Consider the following 18134-nt stretch of genomic DNA (forward strand, 5'->3'; position numbering starts at 1 on the left):
CGCCTACAACGCCCTCTCCAGCAACGTACCGCCGTTCCAAGTCACCCCCACCTGCCGGTAGTAGGCCCCGATCGGCTCCTCGACGGCGAGGGCGGACAGCTCCTCCGTCGGCGCGTCGAAGAGGTCGAGCTCCGCGTCGCCCGCCCACGCCTGCCCGCCCTCGAAGGACGCGGCACCGGACGCGACAAGTTCGTCCAGGGCGAGCCCTTTGCCGTCGATGGCGGGGAGTTGGCGGTGGTGGGCCATGGGGTGGGCGTTGACGAAGCCGTTCGTCTCCGAGGGTTCGCGCAGGGTCACCACGGCCTGGGCGATGCGCCGGTCGGCGGCGGCGAGCGTGGCCCCGAAGGCGGCACCGGCCGCGATGCGGGGGGCGGGGCCGTAGGGGTGCGGCCGGGTCATGTGGATGGACCCGAGCTTCTTCGGGTACCCCTGGTGGATCCCCCTGGCGACGGCGAAGTCCTTGTCGACCCAGATGAAGACGCAGCGTGAGTACGTACGTCCGCGATATCCGCAGCGCACGACGGCGAAGCACTCCTTGTACTGGGCCCGGACCGGATCGAGCAGCTCCGCCCCCGTATCCCCGCAGGACTGCCAGTCGGCCCAGATGAGAGCGACGGCACCGGGATCCTCGGGCGCCAACTCCAGGGATTCGGGGAGGAGTTCACGGACCCTTGCCGGGTTGGTCCGATACTCGACGGTGAGGAGGTCGCCCGAGTAGTGCCAGGGCGGTGCGGGGATGAGCGAGGCCCGCCCCGTCGCGGTCCTGGGCGGAAAGAATCCTTGAACTCCGGCCATGGAAAGGCTCCTTGGGCATCCAGGAGTGCAGTTATTTGGACCCGTACGATATGCCTTCCCGGCCCCTCTGTCACGAGCGGCCACCCCCGCCACCCCTCCCTGCTCCGGGGGCACAATTCCCCGCCGCCCCCTTGCCCCGGACCCCACCGACTCCCTATCGTTTGATCTCAAACGACAGCCGCGCGAAAGGCTGGACCACGGGTGAGTGAAGCAACCGCAACACCCCGCAACCAAGCCGCAGGGAACCCCCAAGTCGCCGAAACGGTAGACGCACTCCGCGCCCAGGGCACCGACATCGTCCGCGTCATCTACCCCGACCTCATCGGCGCGGACCGGGGCCGCGACATCCTCGTGAGCCAGCTGCCCGGCGCCTGCGGCCACGGACTCTCCTTCTGCCGCGCCGTCTACCACACCACCCCCCGCGGCGACGTCGTCCCCGTGGCGGGCGGGCTCGATGCCGGGCTTCCCGACGTTTCCGTACGGCCCGATCTGCGCACCCTGCACACTCTCCCCTGGGAGCCCGGCGTCGCCTGGTGTCTCGGGGACACCTTCGATCCCGCCACCGGTGAGCCCACCCCCGAGTCACCGCGCGCCCTGCTGCGGCGCGTGCTCGACCGCGCCGCCGAGCACCCCACCGGCCCCCTCACCCCCGTCGTCGGCCCCGAGCTGGAGTACTTCCTCTGCGACGCCGACCCCACCACCGCATCCGGCTGGTCGGTGTACGGCGGCGCCACCGGGAACGTATACAGCGCGGGACGGCGCGGCGACCCGGACGGTCATCTGCTGCGCACCCTGCGGCAGTTGGCCGAGCTCGGCATCGGCGCGATCGCGGGCAACCACGAATTCGACGGCGGGCAGTTCGAGATCAACCTGGACCACTCCGAGGCCCTGGACGCCGCCGACCGCGCCTTCCGCTTCAAGGCCGCCGTCAAGGAGACGGCCCGCCGCGAGGGACGCCTCGCGACCTTCATGGCCAAGCCGTTCAACGCGCTCGGCGGCTCCGGCTTCCATCTGCACATCTCGTTGGTCGATGCCGCGGGACGCAATGTCTTCGCGGACGCGGATGCCCCCGACGGTCTTTCGGCGACCGCGCGGCACGCCGTCGCCGGACTCCTGGCGCACGCGCCCGCCCTCAGCGCCCTGCTCAACCCGACGATCAACTCGTACAAACGCTTCGGACCCGACACCCTGGCCCCCTGGCTGATCGACTGGGGCCTGGACAACCGCAGCGCGATGCTCCGGATTCCACCTGAGAGGGGGTCAGGGACCCGGCTCGAACTGCGACTTGGCGATGCGTCCGCCAATCCCTACCTCGGCATCGCGGGCGCCGTGGCCGCCCTCCTGCTCGGCATCCGCGACAAGCAGGAGCCGCCCGCACCGCTGGAGGGCTACGGCTACCAGGAGGACTCCGCGCCCCGCCTCCCCGGCACCCTCGGCGCGGCACTCGACGCCCTGGAGGCCGACGAGGCACTCACCCGGCTGCTCGGCGACGGCTTCACCGGCGCCTTCCTCACGTACAAGCGCAACGAGATCGAACGCTTCCAACAGCACATCACCGACTGGGAGTTCACGGAGTACGCCTTCCTCATCTGAATCCGCATCCGCATCCGCATCCGCATCCGCATCCGATGAATCCGACCGCACCCGCCTCCCCCTGCCCCCAGTAGGAGTACGTCCCATGAGTACGGTCACGAGCGCCCCGCCCCTGCCCCTCTCCGACGTCGACCTCGCCGACAACGACCGGTTCACCGATGCCACCCTGCCCTGGCGGATGTTCGACACGCTGCGCCGCGAGGACCCCGTCCACTGGCAGCCCGAGCCCCCGCCCAACTCCGGCTTCTGGGCGGTCACCCGGCACGCGGACATCGTGCGCGTCGACCGTGACCCGGAGACCTTCACCTCCGAGCGGTTCACCAACCTCGAAGAGGTCGACGAGGACTTCATCGCGCTGCGCCGCTCCCTCCTGGAGACCGACGGGCTTCGCCACCGCGCGCTGCGGCTGATCCTGCAGAAGCAGTTCACCGCGCGAGCCGTCGCGACGTACGAGACGTTCCTGCGCGGCCTCACCGCCCGCACCCTGGACGCCGCGCTGCCCAAGGGCACCTTCGACTTCGTCAAGGAGGTCTCGGCCGACTTCCCGATCAACGTCCTCGCGCGGATGCTCGACGTCCCCGAGGAGGACACACAGCAGCTCATCGACTGGGGCAACCGCATCATCGGCAACACCGACCCGGACTACGCCGACGTACTCCTGGAGAGCGCGGAGAGCGAGCGCTACCGCAATCTGCCGTTCCGCTCCCCCGCCGCGCTCGAAGTCTTCGCGTACGGAAGGGAGTTGGCGGCGAAACGGCGCGGCGGCGACGGGACGGACCTGGTGAGCACGCTGGTCAACAACTCGCCCAAGGACGGCGTACCGCTCTCCGCCACCGACTTCGACAACTACTTCCTGCTGCTCGTCGTGGCAGGGAACGAGACGACGCGACACGCGATCTCGCACTCCATGCTCGCGCTGATCAACCACCCGGACGAGCGCGCCAAACTCACCGCCGACCCCTCCCTCATCCCGGGCGGCGTCGAGGAGTGCCTGCGCTGGGCCTCGCCCGTCTACCACTTCCGGCGCACGGCGACCCGTGACGTCGAACTGGGCGGCAAGCTGATCAGGGAGGGCGACAAGGTGGTGCTGTGGTTCGCCTCGGGGAATCGCGACGCGGACGTCTTCCCGGATCCGTACCGCTTCGACGTCACCCGCGAGAACATCGACCACGTGACCTTCGGCAAGGGCAGCCCGCACTTCTGCCTGGGCAACTCCCTTGCCCGCCTGGAGATGCGGGTCATGTTCGAGGAGCTGCTGCCGAGGTTGGCGGACATCCGCGTCGCCGGTGAGGTGCGGCGGGTGCGGTCGAACTTCGTGAACGGGATCAAGGAGCTGCCGGTGACGGTGACTCTGGCGTGAGCGTGAGCGTGGGGTGAGCGTGAGCCTGAGGGTCAGCCGCCCGACGTGTCCAGCTCGGCGTCCTCGCTGATGCCCGCGCAGTCGTAGGGGTCCTTCAGCCAGCCGTCCGGCAGGACGACGCGGTTGTTGCCCGACGTACGCCCGCGCGGCCCGTCGGCGCCGACCGGCCACGGCTGGTCCAGGTCCAACTCGCCGAGCCCGTCCTCCAGTTCGGCGAGCGAGGACGTGATCGCGAGGCGCTTACGCATCTCGGAGCCGACCGCGAAGCCCTTCAGATACCAGGCCACATGCTTGCGGAAGTCGATGACGCCGCGCGCCTCGTCGCCGATCCACTCGCCGAGGAGGGTCGCGTGCCGCAGCATGACCTTCGAGACCTCGCGCAGGTCCGGGGCCTTGGGCGCGCCCGTCCCCTCGAAGGCGGCGACGAGATCACCGAAGAGCCAGGGGCGGCCGAGGCAGCCACGCCCCACCACGACACCGTCGCAGCCGGTCTTCTTCATCATCCGCACCGCGTCGGCGGCGGACCAGATGTCGCCGTTGCCGAGCACCGGGATCTCGGGGACGTGCTCCTTGAGGCGGGCGATGGCGTCCCAGTCGGCGGTCCCGCCATAGTGCTGTGCGGCGGTGCGGCCGTGCAGCGCGATGGCGGTGACGCCCTCCTCGACGGCGATACGGCCGGCGTCGAGGAAGGTGATGTGCTCGTCGTTGATGCCCTTGCGCATCTTCATGGTGACGGGGATGTCACCCGCGCCGCTGACCGCTTCCTTCAGGATCGCCCGCAGCAGAGGCCGCTTGTACGGCAGCGCGGAGCCGCCGCCCTTGCGGGTGACCTTGGGGACGGGGCAGCCGAAGTTCAGGTCGATGTGATCGGCCAGGTCCTCCTCCGCGATCATGCGGACGGCCTTGCCGACGGTCGCCGGGTCCACCCCGTACAGCTGGATGGACCGCGGCTTCTCGGTCTCATCGAAGTGGATCAGCTGCATGGTCTTCTCATTGCGCTCGACCAGCGCCCGCGTCGTGATCATCTCGCTGACGAAGAGCCCCTTGCCGCCGGAAAACTCCCTGCACAGCGTCCGGAACGGCGCGTTCGTGATGCCCGCCATGGGGGCGAGCACGACGGGCGGCCGCACGGCGTGCGGGCCAATCGACAGCGGCTGCGGCGGCTGGGACATCGGGGATCTCTCCGGGACATACGGATGATGGAATGGAGCGGGGGCAAGCATCCATTGTCCCTCACCTCACGCACCGCCTGCCCTCACTCCCCGGGCAGCTCCCCGGACAGCTCCCCGGACAGCTCCGCGAGCCGCTCGAGTCGCTCGTCCGTCTCGTCGTCGGCCGGGACGTACGCGATCAGACGGTGCGCCTGCATCAGCGGGGCCATCCACAGCATGCGGTGCTCAAGGCGCAGCAGCCCGACCTGAGGGTGCTGGTAGCGCTTGACGTGCGGGGACATCGTCGCCACCTCGTGTCGCTCCCACAGCTCGCGGAACTCGGCGGACGCCGCGAGCAGCCGGTCGCGCAGCTCCTTCCAGGCAGGCTCGGCGCCGTGCTCGGCCATGGCCGCCCGGAACTTGGCGGTCAGGTCGGGCAGCATCTCCTCCCGGTCGAGGAAGGTCTCGCGCCAGCTCTCGCTGGTGGCAAGGAGCCACAGGCAGTTGCGGTCCCGCGGCTCCATCGCATCGAAGTCGCCGAAGACGTGTGTCCAGGAACGGTTGTGGGCGAGGACGTCGTAGCGGCCGTTCTGCACGACGGCGGGGTAGGGGACGATGCGGTGCATCAGCCGCCGGACCGGCGCCGAGAGCGCGGTGCACTCCGCCTCGGGGCGCGGGTCGACGACACCCGCGAGCGCGAAGAGGTGGGCGCGCTCGCTCGGGTCCATCAGGAGCGCGCGGGCGATCGCGTCGACGACCTGCGCCGACACTCTGATGGGCCGCGCCTGTTCCAGCCACGTGTACCAGGTGACGCCCACTGAGGAGAGCTGTGCGACCTCCTCGCGGCGCAGCCCCGGCGTGCGGCGGCGCGATCCGCGGGGCAGGCCCGTCTGCTCGGGTGTGACGCGCTCGCGGCGGCTGCGGAGGAAGGCCGCGAGTTCCTGACGGCGGATGATGGCGGCGGAATCGGGACCGGGGTCGAGGGCGCGGGCGCGGGCGCGGGCGCGGTCGGAGTGGTGGCCGGTGGCGTCCGGCACTGCGGTAACGGTCACCATTCAAGGCTGCCCCATACCGCAGCCTGCTTCCAGGTGCGCTTGGTACCAGGATAAGGAGACTCTGGTACCCCTCTGAGGACCGGATCATCGTCGTACCCGTGACTCTCGCACCCCATGACACCCACGGCCGTACGTCTCCCACCGCCGGGACATCCGTCTCCGCGCCGACCGCCCTCACCCCCCTCGGCCTGATCACGGTCCTGCTCGGCGCCTCCCTCTCCAGCATCGACTTCTTCATCGTCAACGTCGCCCTGCCCAGCATCGAGCGCGACCTGCACGCGTCCCCCGCCACCTTGGAGATGGTCGTCGCCGGCTACGCGGTCGCGTACGCCGTGCTGCTCGTCCTCGGCGGGCGGCTCGGTGACGCCTACGGGCGCAGGAAGCTCTTTCTGTGGGGCGTGGCCGCCTTCGGCGTGACGTCGCTGGCCTGCGGGCTCGCACCCGGGGCGTGGTGGCTGGTGGGGGCTCGCGTCGCACAGGGGGCGGCCTCCGCGCTGATGCTGCCGCAGGTCCTCGCCACCATCCACGCGACGACACGGGGCGAGCGGCGGGCCAGGGCCGTCGCGATGTACGGCTCGGTGAGCGGGCTCGCCGTGGTGCTCGGGCAGGTCATCGGCGGGGTCCTGGTGGCCGCCGACGTGGCGGGCACGGGCTGGCGCATGGCCTTCCTGGTGAACGTGCCGGTCGCGGTGGCCGCCCTCGTGTGCGCGGTGCGCGCCGTGCCGGACAGCCGCGCGGAGCAGCCACGGCGCAGCGACGTCGGCGGCACGGTCCTGTTCGGTGCCTCACTCACCGCCCTGCTGCTTCCCCTGTCCGAGGGGCGGGCCGCGGGCTGGCCCCTGTGGTCGGTCGCGCTGCTCGCCGCGGCGCCCCTGCTCGCCGCCGCGTTCGCGTACGTGGAGCGGCGCGCCGAACGCACCGGCGGCAGCCCTCTGCTGCCCCCGTCGCTGCTGCGCGAACCCGGCGTACGCAAGGGGCTCGTCCTGGGTGTGCCGATCTTCGTCGGCTTCAGCGGCTGGCTGTTCGTGACCGCGGTGACCCTGCAGCAGGGTCTGCACTACAGCGCTCTGAAGGCCGGTCTGACGCTGGTCCCCATGGGCATCACACAGTTCGCGACGTCCATGCTGGCGCCACGGCTCGTGGCACGGCTCGGCAGCCGCGCGATGACGGCATGCGCGCTGGTACACGGTGCGGGCCTGGTGGTCCTCGCGCTGACGGTGCTTTCGACGCCGTGGTCCGGAGTGAGCCCGCTCGCCCTCGCTCCCGGCCTCGCCCTGTGCGGCCTCGGCCAGGGCGTCCAACTCGCCCTGTACTACCGCATCGTGCTCGCCGCGGTCCCTGCCGCTCGGGCGGGCGCGGGCAGTGGGCTCGCGGCGACGGTGCAGCAGGCCTGCCTGGCTGTCGGCGTCGCGACGCTCGGCTCGCTCTTCCTGGCCCTGGTGCCGGACCTCGGGATGCGGAACGCGTTCGCGATCGTCCTCACGGCTCAGTTGGCGGGGCTGATCGGCCTGGCCCTGCTGAGCTTGCGGCTGCCCCGGCGGCTGGGTTGAGGGGACGGGCGCGTACGGGCCCGGGGGTCGCGTGTGGCGCCCAGTGGTGGGGAGCCGCACACGCGCCACCCCGCCCCCCCTCCTCCGAGATACCGTCGAACCCATGCCCCAGCAAGAGCTCACGCACCGCCGGCGCATGCTCGTCCTCGCGATCTGCTGCATGAGCCTGCTGATCGTCAGTCTCGACAACACCGTCCTGAACGTGGCCCTGCCTTCCATGGCGCGGGAGTTCGACACCGAGATCTCCGGCATGCAGTGGACGATCGACGCGTACACCCTGGTCCTCGCCGCGCTGCTGATGCTTGCGGGCTCGACGGCGGACCGGGCGGGGCGCCGCCGGATCTTCAAGGCGGGCCTGGTGATCTTCACCATCGCCTCGGTCCTCTGCTCGCTCGCCCCCAACCTCGAATCCCTCGTGGCGTTCCGCATGATCCAGGCGGTCGGCGGCAGGGGGGTACCCCCTGGTCCTTAAGACCTTGGGGGAGCTGAACCCGGTCGCGATGTCGATCATCACGAACACCTTCACGGAGCCCCGTGAGCGGGCCCGCGCCATCGGCGTCTGGGGCGGCGTGGTCGGCATCTCCATGGCGGCGGGCCCGATCGTCGGCGGACTCCTCGTCGACTCCGTCGGCTGGCGCTCGATCTTCTGGATCAATCTGCCGGTGGGCCTCGCGGCCCTGCTCCTCACCATGCGGTACGTCCCCGAGTCCCGCGCCCCCAGGCCCCGCCGCGCGGACCCCGTGGGGCAGCTCCTGGTGATCGTCCTGCTCGGCGCTCTGACGTACGCGATCATCGAGGCGCCGACGGCGGGCCTGACGTCGCCGCTGATCATCGGCTTCGCGGGCGCCGCGCTGCTCGCCCTGCTCGGCCTCCTCGGCTACGAACCCCGCCGCGCCGACCCCCTCATCGACCTGCGCTTCTTCCGCTCGGCACCCTTCAGCGGGGCGACAGTGATCGCGGTCTCCGCCTTCGCGGCGCTGGGCGGCTTCCTCTTCCTCTCCACGCTCTACCTCCAGAACGTCCGCGGCCTGACCGCCCTGCACGCGGGCGTATGGATGCTGCCGATGGCGGCGATGACGCTGATCTGCGCCCCGCTTTCGGGCCGCCTGGTGGGCAGCCACGGCCCACGGCTGCCGCTCCTGGTGGCGGGGGTCGCCATGACGGCTTCGGGCGTGTTGTTCGCCGCCTTCGACGCGGAGACCACGAACGCGACGCTCTTCCTCGGATACGTCCTCTTCGGCCTGGGCTTCGGCTTCGTGAACGCGCCGATCACCAACACCGCCGTCTCCGGGATGCCCCGCGCCCAGGCGGGCGTCGCCGCGGCCGTCGCCTCCACCAGCCGCCAGATCGGCCAGACGCTGGGCGTCGCGGTGATCGGCGCGGTCCTGGCATCGGGGGTGGGGAGTTCGTCGTACGCCGCGGTCTTCACGGAGGCGAGCCGCCCCGCCTGGTGGATCATCGCGGGCTGCGGCCTCGCGGTCCTCCTCCTCGGCGCGCTGACGAGTGGCAGGTGGGCGCGGGAGACGGCGCGCAGGACGGCGGAGCGTCTCGACGCCGGGCCGGAGGACTCGGATGGATCGGAGGGCTCGGAGGGCCTGCCCCGCACTACGCTCGCGCCGTGACTAGGACTTGGGATCCCACAGCGCCGGGCGTGCTGCGACTCCCCTCGGGCCGGCTCGTCCGCGGCCGAGGCCTGAGGCATCCGCTCCCCGAGGGGCCGACCCCCGACTTCGCGCTCTACCTACTGGCCAAGGAGCCGCCTGCCGTCACCTGGGAGGCCCGGTGGGTGCGGTGGCCCGACTTCCGGTTGCCCGCCGACCACGCGGATGCGACGACGGCCCTGCGCAAGGCGTGGGAGCGGGCGGAGGAAGAGCGGGTCGAGGTCGCGTGCGGTGGCGGGCAGGGACGTACGGGGACGGCGCTGGCGTGCATGGCGGTACTGGACGGGGTGCCGGGCGGGGAGGCCGTGGCGTACGTGAGGGAGCACTATGCGCGGCGGGCGGTGGAGACGCCGTGGCAGCGGCGGTTTGTGGCGCGCTTCGGCTGACGCTCCCGTCCGACACGGAGCGCGTCGGTGAACTCATCAGCCATGAACTCCCTGCGGGTTCCCCGGCCGGCCGGGCGCAGACCTGGCTCAACCGGAGGGCGTGACCGAGGACCACACGCCGAACCATTGCTCGGCACGCTCTGCATCGCGCCGATCGAGCGTGATCATGCCGATCATCGCTCCGTCGAGGTCGATCAGCTCGATGAACGTCGCACGGTCCCGGGCCTCCCTGAATGACAGATGACAGATATTGAAATCTGTCATCTGTCATGGCATCGTAGAGGCATGCGCACTCTCACTCTCGGAACCACCGGCCCCCACACCTCCACCCTCGGCCTCGGCGCCATGGGCATGTCCGCCCTGTACGGCGAAGCCGACCGCGCGGAGTCCATCGCGACCATCCACGCCGCCCTCGAAGCGGGCGTCACCCTCATCGACACCGGCGACTTCTACGCCATGGGTCACAACGAAATGCTGATCGGCGAAGCCCTGCGCACCGCGCCCGCCGCGCGCCGCGAACAGGCCCTCACCAGCGTCAAGTTCGGTGCCGTCCGAGACCCGGACGGCGGCTGGTCCGGCTACGACGGACGCCCCGCCTCCGTCAAGAACTTCGCCGCGTACTCCCTCCAGCGGCTCGGCGTCGATCACATCGACGTCTACCGCATCGCCCGCATCGACCCCGACGTACCGGTCGAGGAGACCATCGGCGCGATCGCCGAGCTCGTCGAGAAGGGGTACGTCCGCCACATCGGCCTCTCGGAGGTCGGCGCCGACACCATTCGCCGCGCCGCCGCCACTGCCCCCATCTCCGACCTGCAGATCGAGTACTCGCTCATCTCACGCGGCATCGAGGACCAGATCCTGCCGACCGTCAGCGAGCTCGGCATCGGCGTCACCGCCTACGGAGTCCTCTCCCGCGGCCTGATCTCCGGCCACTTCACCCGCGACCGGCAGCTGGCCGCGAACGACTTCCGCGCCATGAGCCCCCGCTTCCAGGGCGAGAACCTGGACCGCAACCTCGACCTCGTCGACGCCCTGCGCAAGATCGCCGAGCAGAAGGGCGTGAGCGTCGCCCAGACGGCCATCGCCTGGGTGCTCGCCCAGGGCCCCCGGCATGACGCGGCCATCGTCCCGCTGGTCGGCGCCCGCCGCCGCGACCGCCTGACCGAGGCGCTCGGCGCACTCGACGTGACGCTGGACGCGGCCGACCTCGCCGCGATCGAGCAGGCCGTCCCCGCCGACGCCGCCGCGGGCGCGCGGTACCCGGAGGCACAGATGGCACACCTCGACAGCGAGCGCTGATCGACTCCGGGTACGGTCGATGTCATGGCAACCGGCACCCTGACCCCCGAGCGCATCCTCGAAGCGACCGAGGACATGCTGCGCCGCCACGGCGCGGCAAAGGCCACGGTCGTGGACGTGGCCCGCGCCCTGGGGGTCAGCCATGGCACGGTGTACCGCCACTTCCGTACGAAGGCGGCCCTGCGGGAGGCGGTCACCAAGCGGTGGCTGGACCGGACGTCCGACTCCCTGTCCGGAATCGTCACCGGCACCGAGCCCCCCGAGGCGAAGCTCCGCGCCTGGCTCATGGGCCTGTTCGAGGCCAAGCAGCACAAGGCGGGCGACGACCCCGAACTGTTCGCCACGTACACGGTGTTGACCGGCGAGAACAGCGCGGTGGTGGACCGCCACATCGCCGACCTGACGGGCCAACTGGCCACAATCATCCAAGAGGGCGCCACCCAGGGCACGTTCGAAACTCCGGACCCCGCATCCACGGCCCGCGCAGTCTTCGACGCCACCAACCGCTTCCACGACCCGGCCTACGCCCCCCAGTGGTCAAGCCCGGAAATAGACGCGGCCTTCACTGCCGTACTGGACCTGGTACTGCGCGGCTTGCGTCCCTAGGGCCGCGCCCTGGCCCTGCAGGACACCACCACCACGAAGGGCCATGCCGTCTGGGCGGTGGTCAGGACGCGTTCAGCCACGCCGGCGGTGCCCTGGCTATGCAGTTCGATCAGGAACCACGCCGCGCCGGCTCCCATCAGCAGGCACACCGCGAGCGACAGCGCGGGCCGTAGTCCCCAGGGGGCGGCTCCGTCGCGGTCGGACGCCAGGACCGGCCACAGCGCCATGAGCGCGAAGCCGACGGCGACGACCCAGCCGTGCACCAGCGAACCCCCGCTCTCCGGAACCGGGGCCAGGCCCATCCCCATCACGGCCACCCCGCCGCAGCCCAGCGCCACCCTCCCGGCAGGTGCGGCCGGGCGCAGTCCCCAAGCGGTGACGAGGTGACAGATCCCCAGGACGAGCAGCGCCCCGGTCAGCACCCACCGTCCGGAAGCTCCGTCGGCCGCCATGACGCTGATGGTCTCCGTGACCGGGTCGTAGCCGGGCCCGTGCAGTACCGCCGCGACCGACCAGCCACCGACCAGCAGAAGAGGCGCGCACCCGGACGAGAGCACGGCCCACCAAGGTACGAACCTCATCAAGCCACCATAAGCACCCAAATCACCCATCGGTGCCCATGCTGGCGGCCCGGCCAGGACGCGGCGTCGTCGTGGCCGGTCACTAGCTAGGGGGGGGAGACGCCCCCTAGCACCGCAACAGACTCAAGGCACCGACGGATCCACCGTCGCCTGATGCTCCTCGGCGAGGTGTTCCTCCGCCTTGAGCCACGGCAGGAACTGCACCCGCTTTTCCCAGCCGCACGTGTCGCAGCTCAACTGGCGCTGAACGCCTGCCTTTTGCACGTGCACGACGTGTTCGCGCCCGTGCTGGTCCCATCTGCTGACCTTGCTCGTGGTCATCGAAGGCATGGCGAACAGTGTGCAGCAGAAGCCCCCGGTTCCGTACCCGGAACCGGGGGCTTCCTTCAAGCTTCACTCAGCGGACGCCGAAGCGAGGTCAGGCGTCAGCAGCCCACCAGGCGCGAAGCAAGGTAGCCCTCGATCTGGTCCAGCGAAACCCGCTCCTGCTTCATCGAGTCGCGCTCGCGCACCGTGACCGCGTTGTCGTCCAGGGTGTCGAAGTCGACCGTCACGCAGTACGGCGTGCCGATCTCGTCCTGGCGGCGGTAGCGGCGGCCGATGGCGCCCGCGTCGTCGAACTCGATGTTCCAGTTCTGGCGCAGCGCCGTCGCCAGGCCCTTGGCCTTGGGCGAAAGCTCCGGGTTCCTCGAAAGAGGGAGAACCGCTACCTTCACCGGGGCGATGCGGTGGTCGAAGCGCATGACCGTGCGCTTCTCCAGCTTGCCCTTGGCGTTCGGCGCCTCGTCCTCGATGTAGGAGTCGAGCAGGAAGGCGAGCATGGTGCGGCCCACGCCCGCCGCCGGCTCGATGACGTACGGAGTCCAGCGCTCGCCGGCCTCCTGGTCGAAGTAGGACAGGTCCTGGCCCGACGCCTTGGAGTGCGCGGAGAGGTCGTAGTCCGTGCGGTTGGCGACGCCCTCCAGCTCGCCCCACTCGCTGCCGCCGAAGCGGAAGCGGTACTCGATGTCAGCGGTGCGCTTGGAGTAGTGGGAGAGCTTCTCGGCCGGGTGCTCGTACCAGCGCATGTTCTCCTCGCGCAGGCCCAGGCCGGTGTACCAGTTCCAGCGCTGCTCCATCCAGTACTCCTGCCACTTCTCGTCCTCGCCCGGCTTGACGAAGAACTCCATCTCCATCTGCTCGAACTCGCGGGTGCGGAAGATGAAGTTGCCGGGCGTGATCTCGTTGCGGAAGGACTTGCCCATCTGGGCGATGCCGAACGGCGGCTTCTTGCGCGAAGTCTGCTGGACCTGGGCGAAGTTGGTGAAGATGCCCTGCGCGGTCTCGGGGCGCAGGTAGGCGACGGAGCCGCTGTCCTGGGTGGGGCCGAGGTGCGTGGCGAGCATGCCCGAGAACTGCTTGGGCTCGGTGAACTGGCCCTTCGTACCGCAGTTGGGGCAGTTGATGTCGGCGAGGCCATTCTCCGGGACGCGGCCGTGCTTGGCCTCGTACGCCTCTTCCAAGTGGTCGGCGCGGTGGCGCTTGTGACAGGAGAGGCATTCGGTGAGCGGGTCGGAGAACGTCGCGACGTGGCCGGAGGCCTGCCAGACCTCGCTGGCCAGGATCACCGACGAGTCGATACCGACGACGTCCTCGCGCGAAGTGACCATGTAGCGCCACCACTGGCGCTTGAGGTTCTCCTTGAGCTCGACGCCGAGCGGCCCGTAATCCCAGGCGGCGCGCTGGCCGCCGTAGATCTCACTGCACGGGTAAACAAAGCCACGGCGCTTGCTCAGGCTGACGATGCTGTCGATCTTGTCGGCGGCCACGGTGCTCTCTTCATTACGACGGTGGGCGAAGCGAATGCTTCAGGTTACCGGCGGCCTTACCCCCCTAATCAAATCGGTTCCCGAGTAGAGCCCGCAGCGCCCGCTAGTTGACAATCGTTTCCAGATTTGTTGAAAATGAGTGTCATGAACGTACGCCGCCTCATACCCACCGCCGCCATCGCCTCCGCCACGGTCCTCGGCCTCACGGCCCTCTCCGCCTGCTCGTCCTCCAACGCCGCGGACAAGGACGGCGACGGCAAGCTGAATGTGATCGCGTCGTTCTACCCCATGCAGTTCCTGGCCCAGGAGATCGGCGGCGACCACGTCTCCGTGGAGACCCTGACCAAGCCGGGCGTCGAGCCGCACGACCTGGAGCTCAGCCCGAAGCAGACCGCCTCCCTGGGCGAAGCGGACTTCATCCTCTACCTCAAGGGCATCCAGCCCGCCGTCGACGACGCCATAGGCCAGTCCGGCGTGAAGAACACCGTGGACGCCGCGACCCTCACCAAGCTGGAGAAGCACGGCACCGAGGTCGGCCACGACCACGGCCACGAGGGCGAAGAGCACGCCGACGAGCACGGCGACGAGCACTCCGAAGAGGGCGAAGCCGGCGCCGACCCGCACATCTGGCTCGACCCGGTGAAGTACGCCGAGGTCGCCGAGGGCGTCGGCAAGGCCATGGAGAAGGCCGACCCGGACCACGCGGCGGCGTACAAGAAGAACACCAAGGACCTGGTCAAGAAGCTGGACGGCCTGAACACGAAGTTCGAGGACGGCCTGAAGAACACCAAGACCAAGACCTTCATCACCACGCACTCCGCCTTCGGCTACCTCGCCGAGCGCTACGGCCTCGACCAGGAGGGCATCGCCGGCCTCGACCCCGAGTCGGACCCGAGCCCCGCCCGCATCAAGGAGCTCCAGGGCATCGCCAAGGAGGACGACGTCTCCACGGTGTTCTTCGAGACCCTCGCCAGCGATGACACCGCCGAGACCCTCGCGAAGGACACCGGCCTCAAGACGGACGTCCTGGACCCGCTGGAGGGAATCACGGGCAAGTCCAAGGGCGATGACTACGTAGAGGTCATGGAGTCCAACCTCACCGCGCTCGAGAAGGCTCTCGGCGCGAAGTGACCGCACGGCAGTCAGCAGCATCGGAGGCACACGTCATGGAAGCCGCGGGATCCACGTCCGGAGCGGACACCCCGCCCGTCATATCCGTGCGGGCGGCCACGGCCACCCTCGGCGCGCGCCCCGTGCTGCGCGGCATCGACCTCGCCGTCGAGCGCGGTGAGGTCGTCGCCCTGCTCGGCGCGAACGGCTCGGGCAAGTCCACCGCCGTGCGCTCGGTCATCGGCCAGGTCCCGCTCACGGGCGGCGGCATCAGCCTCTTCGGTACGCCCCTGAAGCGCTTCCGGCAGTGGTCGCGCATCGGCTACGTCCCGCAGCGCACCACGGCCGCCAGCGGCGTCCCGGCGACGATACGCGAGGTCGTATCGGCCGGGCGTCTCTCGCGTACGAAGCTGGCGAAGCTGGGGTGGACGACCAAGGCGGACCGTGCGGCGGTCGACCGGGCCATCGAGCTCGTCGGGCTCGCCGACCGCGCCAAGGACTCCGTGAGCGCGCTCTCCGGCGGCCAGCACCAGCGGGTCCTGATCGCCCGCGCGCTGGCCTCCGAGCCCGAGCTGCTGATCATGGACGAGCCGATGGCGGGCGTCGACCTGGCAAGCCAGGAGATACTCGCCACGACGCTGCGCGAGCAGGTCGCGGCGGGCACGACGGTCCTGCTTGTCCTGCACGAGCTCGGCCCGCTGGAGCCCCTGATCGACCGCGCGGTCGTGCTGCGCGACGGCTGTGTGACGCACGACGGCCCGCCCCCGAAGGCGGTCGGCCAGCACGCCCTGCCCGGCCACGACCACGTACATCCGCACTCGGCCGACGAGCGCGAGCCGATCCGCACGGGACTGCTGACCTGATCATGGAAATCCTCGAGACCGCATTCATGCAGCGGGCGCTGATCGCCGCCGTCCTGGTCGGCATCACGGCCCCCGCCATCGGCATCTACCTCGTCCAGCGCCGCCAGGCCCTGATGGGCGACGGCATCGGCCACATCGCCATGACGGGCGTCGGCCTCGGCTTCCTGCTCAACTCCAGCCCCGTGTGGATGGCGACGCTGATCGCCGTCGTCGGCGCGGTGACGATGGAGCTGATCAGGGCGTACGGGAAGACGCGCGGCGACATCGCGCTCGCGATGCTCTTCTACGGCGGCATGGCGGGCGGTGTTCTGCTGATCAACCTCTCGGACACCGGCTCCAACGCGAACCTCTCCTCGTACCTGTTCGGCTCGCTCTCGACGGTCTCCGACTCCGACATCACGGCGATCTGCCTGCTCGCGGCCTTTGTGGTCCTGATCACGGTCGGGCTGCGCAAGCAGCTGTTCGCGGTGAGCCAGGACGAGGAGTTCGCGCGGGTGACGGGGCTGCCGGTGCGCGCGCTGAACCTCCTCGTCGCGGTCACGGCGGCGGTGACGGTGACGGTCGCGATGCGCGTCGTGGGCCTGCTTCTGGTGAGCGCGCTGATGGTGGTGCCGGTCGCGGCGGCGCAGCAGATCACCCGCTCCTTCAAGGTGACGTTCGTCCTGTCGGTGGTCATCGGCACGGCCGTCACGCTGTCCGGCACGGTCACGTCGTACTACGAGGACGTGCCGCCCGGAGCGACGATCGTCCTGATGGCGATCGGCGTCTTCGTGGTCCTCACCGCCCTCGCGACCCCGCTCGCGAGGCGCCGGGCCCGGACCCTGGCGACGGCCGAGGCCGCGACCTGCACGGCGGAGGTCCCCGACCCCCGGCGCTCGGCGGGCAAGGCCACCGTCTGAGAGCGAGCTGGCACAATGGCCCCACGGGATACGACAGATGTGCGGGCGATCGTGCGAGTTTTCAGTTGAGGAGGCACCTGTGACAACAGCTGCGGGACCCCCGGTACGAGGCCGGTCCACCAGGCAGCGTGCCGCGGTGGCGGCGGCCCTGGGCGAGGTGGACGAGTTCCGCAGTGCGCAGGACCTGCACGACATGCTCAAGCACAAGGGCGATTCGGTGGGCCTGACGACGGTCTACCGGACGCTCCAGTCCCTCGCCGACGCCGGCGAGGTCGACGTGCTGCGCACCGACGAGGGCGAGTCGGTCTACCGCCGCTGCTCCACCGGCGACCACCACCATCACCTGGTGTGCCGGGTCTGCGGCAAGGCGGTCGAGGTCGAGGGCCCGGCCGTCGAGAAGTGGGCCGAGCAGATCGCGTCCGAGCACGGGTACGTGAACGTGGCGCACACGGTCGAAATCTTCGGTACGTGCGCAGAGTGCGCGAGCGCGAAGAAGTAGCCGTACGAAGAAGTAGCCGTACGAAGAGGGGCCCGCACCGTCAGCACGACGGTGCGGGCCCCTCGCACATACAGGGATGCCTAACTCTCGGCGATCTGCTGCTCGTTCGGGATCGCCCCACCGAAGCGGCGGTCCCGCGAGGCGTATTCGAGGCAGGCGCGCCACAGGTCGCGCCGGTCGAAGTCCGGCCACAGCACGTCCTGGAAGACCATCTCGGCGTAAGCGCTCTGCCACAGCAGATAGTTGGAGGTGCGCTGCTCGCCGCTGGGCCGCAGGAACAGGTCGACGTCCGGCATGTCCGGGTAGTACAGATACTTGGCGAAGGTCTTCTCGCTGACCTTCGACGGGTCGAGCCGCCCCGCCTTCACGTCCTCGGCGAGGGCCTGCGCGGCATCGGCGATCTCGGCCCGCCCCCCATAATTCATGCAGAAATAAAGAGTGAGCTTGTCGTTGCCCTTGGTCTGCTCCTGGGAGATCTCCAGCTCCCTGGCGACCGACTTCCACAGCTTGGGCATACGGCCCACCCAGCGCACCCGGATGCCGAGCTCGTCGAGCTGGTCGCGGGTCTTGCGGATGAAGTCGCGGTTGAAGTTCATCAGGAACTTCACCTCGTCCGGGGACCGCTTCCAGTTCTCGGTGGAGAAGGCGTACAGCGAGATCGCCCCGACGCCCATCTCGATGCCGCCCTGCAGCACGTCGAGGACGCGCTCGGCGCCGACCTTGTGCCCCTCGGTGCGCGGAAGCCCGCGCTCCTTCGCCCACCGGCCATTCCCATCCATGACGATGGCGACATGCTTCGGCACCAACTCGCCGGGGATCTTCGGCGGCTTGACACCCGTGGGGTGCGGCTCGGGGGTCTTGTACTCACGGCGGGACCGCCCGAGGATTCCGCGTCGTGACACTGCCATGGGGGGC

The 18134-nt window shown here is 69.9% G+C and carries 18 protein-coding genes and 1 pseudogene; 11 read left to right on the plus strand and 8 right to left on the minus strand.

Going from position 1 to position 18134, the window contains the following annotated elements:
* Nucleotides 1-3: 3 nt before the first annotated feature.
* The gene (locus tag AB0O76_RS04110; RefSeq protein ID WP_365485176.1) at nt 4-795 is read right to left on the minus strand and encodes an acetoacetate decarboxylase family protein; all 792 of its coding nucleotides are present in this window, start codon (nt 793-795) and stop codon (nt 4-6) included.
* Nucleotides 796-1089: 294 nt separating this feature from the next.
* On the opposite strand from AB0O76_RS04110, the gene AB0O76_RS04115 reads away from it, so the two are divergent.
* Both AB0O76_RS04115 and AB0O76_RS04120 read left to right on the plus strand, forming a co-directional pair.
* Nucleotides 1090-2388 (plus strand): glutamine synthetase family protein, encoded by a 1299-nt coding sequence (locus AB0O76_RS04115; protein ID WP_365485560.1) that lies wholly within the window; start codon nt 1090-1092, stop codon nt 2386-2388.
* Nucleotides 2389-2473: 85 nt separating this feature from the next.
* Nucleotides 2474-3748, plus strand: a complete 1275-nt coding sequence (locus tag AB0O76_RS04120; protein WP_365485178.1) for a cytochrome P450 — start codon at nt 2474-2476, stop codon at nt 3746-3748.
* A 32-nt stretch (nt 3749-3780) separates the two neighbouring features.
* On the opposite strand, the gene dusB is transcribed toward AB0O76_RS04120, so the two are convergent.
* On the minus strand, nt 3781-4920 hold the full coding sequence (dusB, locus tag AB0O76_RS04125; RefSeq protein WP_365485181.1) for a tRNA dihydrouridine synthase DusB: 1140 nt from the start codon (nt 4918-4920) through the stop codon (nt 3781-3783).
* A gap of 83 nt (nt 4921-5003) precedes the next feature.
* The gene (locus AB0O76_RS04130) at nt 5004-5855 is read right to left on the minus strand and encodes a helix-turn-helix transcriptional regulator (RefSeq protein ID WP_365485562.1); all 852 of its coding nucleotides are present in this window, start codon (nt 5853-5855) and stop codon (nt 5004-5006) included.
* A 197-nt stretch (nt 5856-6052) separates the two neighbouring features.
* Between AB0O76_RS04130 and AB0O76_RS04135 the strand changes: the two genes are divergently transcribed.
* The 3 genes and pseudogenes from AB0O76_RS04135 to AB0O76_RS04145 all read left to right on the plus strand — a co-directional run bounded on the left by AB0O76_RS04135 (nt 6053) and on the right by AB0O76_RS04145 (nt 9551).
* A complete protein-coding gene (locus AB0O76_RS04135) occupies nt 6053-7504 on the plus strand; it encodes an MFS transporter (RefSeq protein ID WP_365485184.1) in 1452 nt (483 codons plus the stop codon).
* A 103-nt stretch (nt 7505-7607) separates the two neighbouring features.
* Nucleotides 7608-9126, plus strand: a pseudogene (locus AB0O76_RS04140) (MFS transporter).
* Nucleotides 9123-9551 carry a protein-tyrosine phosphatase family protein gene (locus tag AB0O76_RS04145; protein WP_365485187.1) on the plus strand — a complete coding sequence of 143 codons (429 nt, stop codon included), beginning with the start codon at nt 9123-9125 and terminating at the stop codon, nt 9549-9551. Before AB0O76_RS04140 ends, AB0O76_RS04145 begins: the two are co-directional and overlap by 4 nt.
* An 87-nt stretch (nt 9552-9638) precedes the next feature.
* Here AB0O76_RS04145 and AB0O76_RS04150 read toward each other — a convergent pair whose 3' ends face one another.
* On the minus strand, nt 9639-9815 hold the full coding sequence (locus AB0O76_RS04150; RefSeq protein WP_365485190.1) for a hypothetical protein: 177 nt from the start codon (nt 9813-9815) through the stop codon (nt 9639-9641).
* A 21-nt stretch (nt 9816-9836) separates the two neighbouring features.
* Between AB0O76_RS04150 and AB0O76_RS04155 the strand changes: the two genes are divergently transcribed.
* Together AB0O76_RS04155 and AB0O76_RS04160 are read left to right on the plus strand one after the other, a co-directional pair.
* Nucleotides 9837-10853 (plus strand): aldo/keto reductase, encoded by a 1017-nt coding sequence (locus tag AB0O76_RS04155; protein ID WP_365485193.1) that lies wholly within the window; start codon nt 9837-9839, stop codon nt 10851-10853.
* A 24-nt stretch (nt 10854-10877) separates the two neighbouring features.
* Nucleotides 10878-11459, plus strand: coding sequence for a TetR family transcriptional regulator (locus AB0O76_RS04160; protein ID WP_365485195.1), 582 nt, complete (start codon nt 10878-10880; stop codon nt 11457-11459).
* Here AB0O76_RS04160 and AB0O76_RS04165 read toward each other — a convergent pair.
* The 3 genes from AB0O76_RS04165 to AB0O76_RS04175 form a co-directional block, all read right to left on the minus strand.
* The gene (locus AB0O76_RS04165) at nt 11456-12040 is read right to left on the minus strand and encodes a DUF998 domain-containing protein (RefSeq protein ID WP_365485199.1); all 585 of its coding nucleotides are present in this window, start codon (nt 12038-12040) and stop codon (nt 11456-11458) included. The genes AB0O76_RS04160 and AB0O76_RS04165 overlap by 4 nt on opposite strands.
* A 123-nt stretch (nt 12041-12163) precedes the next feature.
* Nucleotides 12164-12370 carry a hypothetical protein gene (locus tag AB0O76_RS04170; protein ID WP_266867194.1) on the minus strand — a complete coding sequence of 69 codons (207 nt, stop codon included), beginning with the start codon at nt 12368-12370 and terminating at the stop codon, nt 12164-12166.
* A gap of 95 nt (nt 12371-12465) precedes the next feature.
* The gene (locus AB0O76_RS04175; protein ID WP_266867192.1) at nt 12466-13848 is read right to left on the minus strand and encodes a glycine--tRNA ligase; all 1383 of its coding nucleotides are present in this window, start codon (nt 13846-13848) and stop codon (nt 12466-12468) included.
* Between the two features lie 144 nt (nt 13849-13992).
* Here AB0O76_RS04175 and AB0O76_RS04180 point away from each other — a divergent pair, with 144 nt between their 5' ends.
* The 4 genes from AB0O76_RS04180 to AB0O76_RS04195 are packed head-to-tail and all read left to right on the plus strand — an operon-like array spanning nt 13993 to nt 17219.
* On the plus strand, nt 13993-14979 hold the full coding sequence (locus tag AB0O76_RS04180; RefSeq protein ID WP_365485202.1) for a zinc ABC transporter substrate-binding protein: 987 nt from the start codon (nt 13993-13995) through the stop codon (nt 14977-14979).
* Nucleotides 14980-15014: 35 nt separating this feature from the next.
* Nucleotides 15015-15821, plus strand: coding sequence for a metal ABC transporter ATP-binding protein (locus AB0O76_RS04185; RefSeq protein ID WP_365485205.1), 807 nt, complete (start codon nt 15015-15017; stop codon nt 15819-15821).
* Between the two features lie 2 nt (nt 15822-15823).
* Complete coding sequence (locus tag AB0O76_RS04190) at nt 15824-16720, plus strand: metal ABC transporter permease (protein WP_365485208.1); 897 nt, start codon at nt 15824-15826, stop codon at nt 16718-16720.
* Nucleotides 16721-16757: 37 nt separating this feature from the next.
* Nucleotides 16758-17219 (plus strand): transcriptional repressor, encoded by a 462-nt coding sequence (locus tag AB0O76_RS04195; protein ID WP_365485210.1) that lies wholly within the window; start codon nt 16758-16760, stop codon nt 17217-17219.
* An 80-nt stretch (nt 17220-17299) separates the two neighbouring features.
* On the opposite strand, the gene AB0O76_RS04200 is transcribed toward AB0O76_RS04195, so the two are convergent.
* The gene (locus AB0O76_RS04200) at nt 17300-18127 is read right to left on the minus strand and encodes an isoprenyl transferase (protein ID WP_266867182.1); all 828 of its coding nucleotides are present in this window, start codon (nt 18125-18127) and stop codon (nt 17300-17302) included.
* Nucleotides 18128-18134 lie beyond the last annotated feature (7 nt).

The organism is Streptomyces sp. NPDC086554 (assembly GCF_040686095.1).
Taxonomy (GTDB): Bacteria; Actinomycetota; Actinomycetes; order Streptomycetales; family Streptomycetaceae; genus Streptomyces.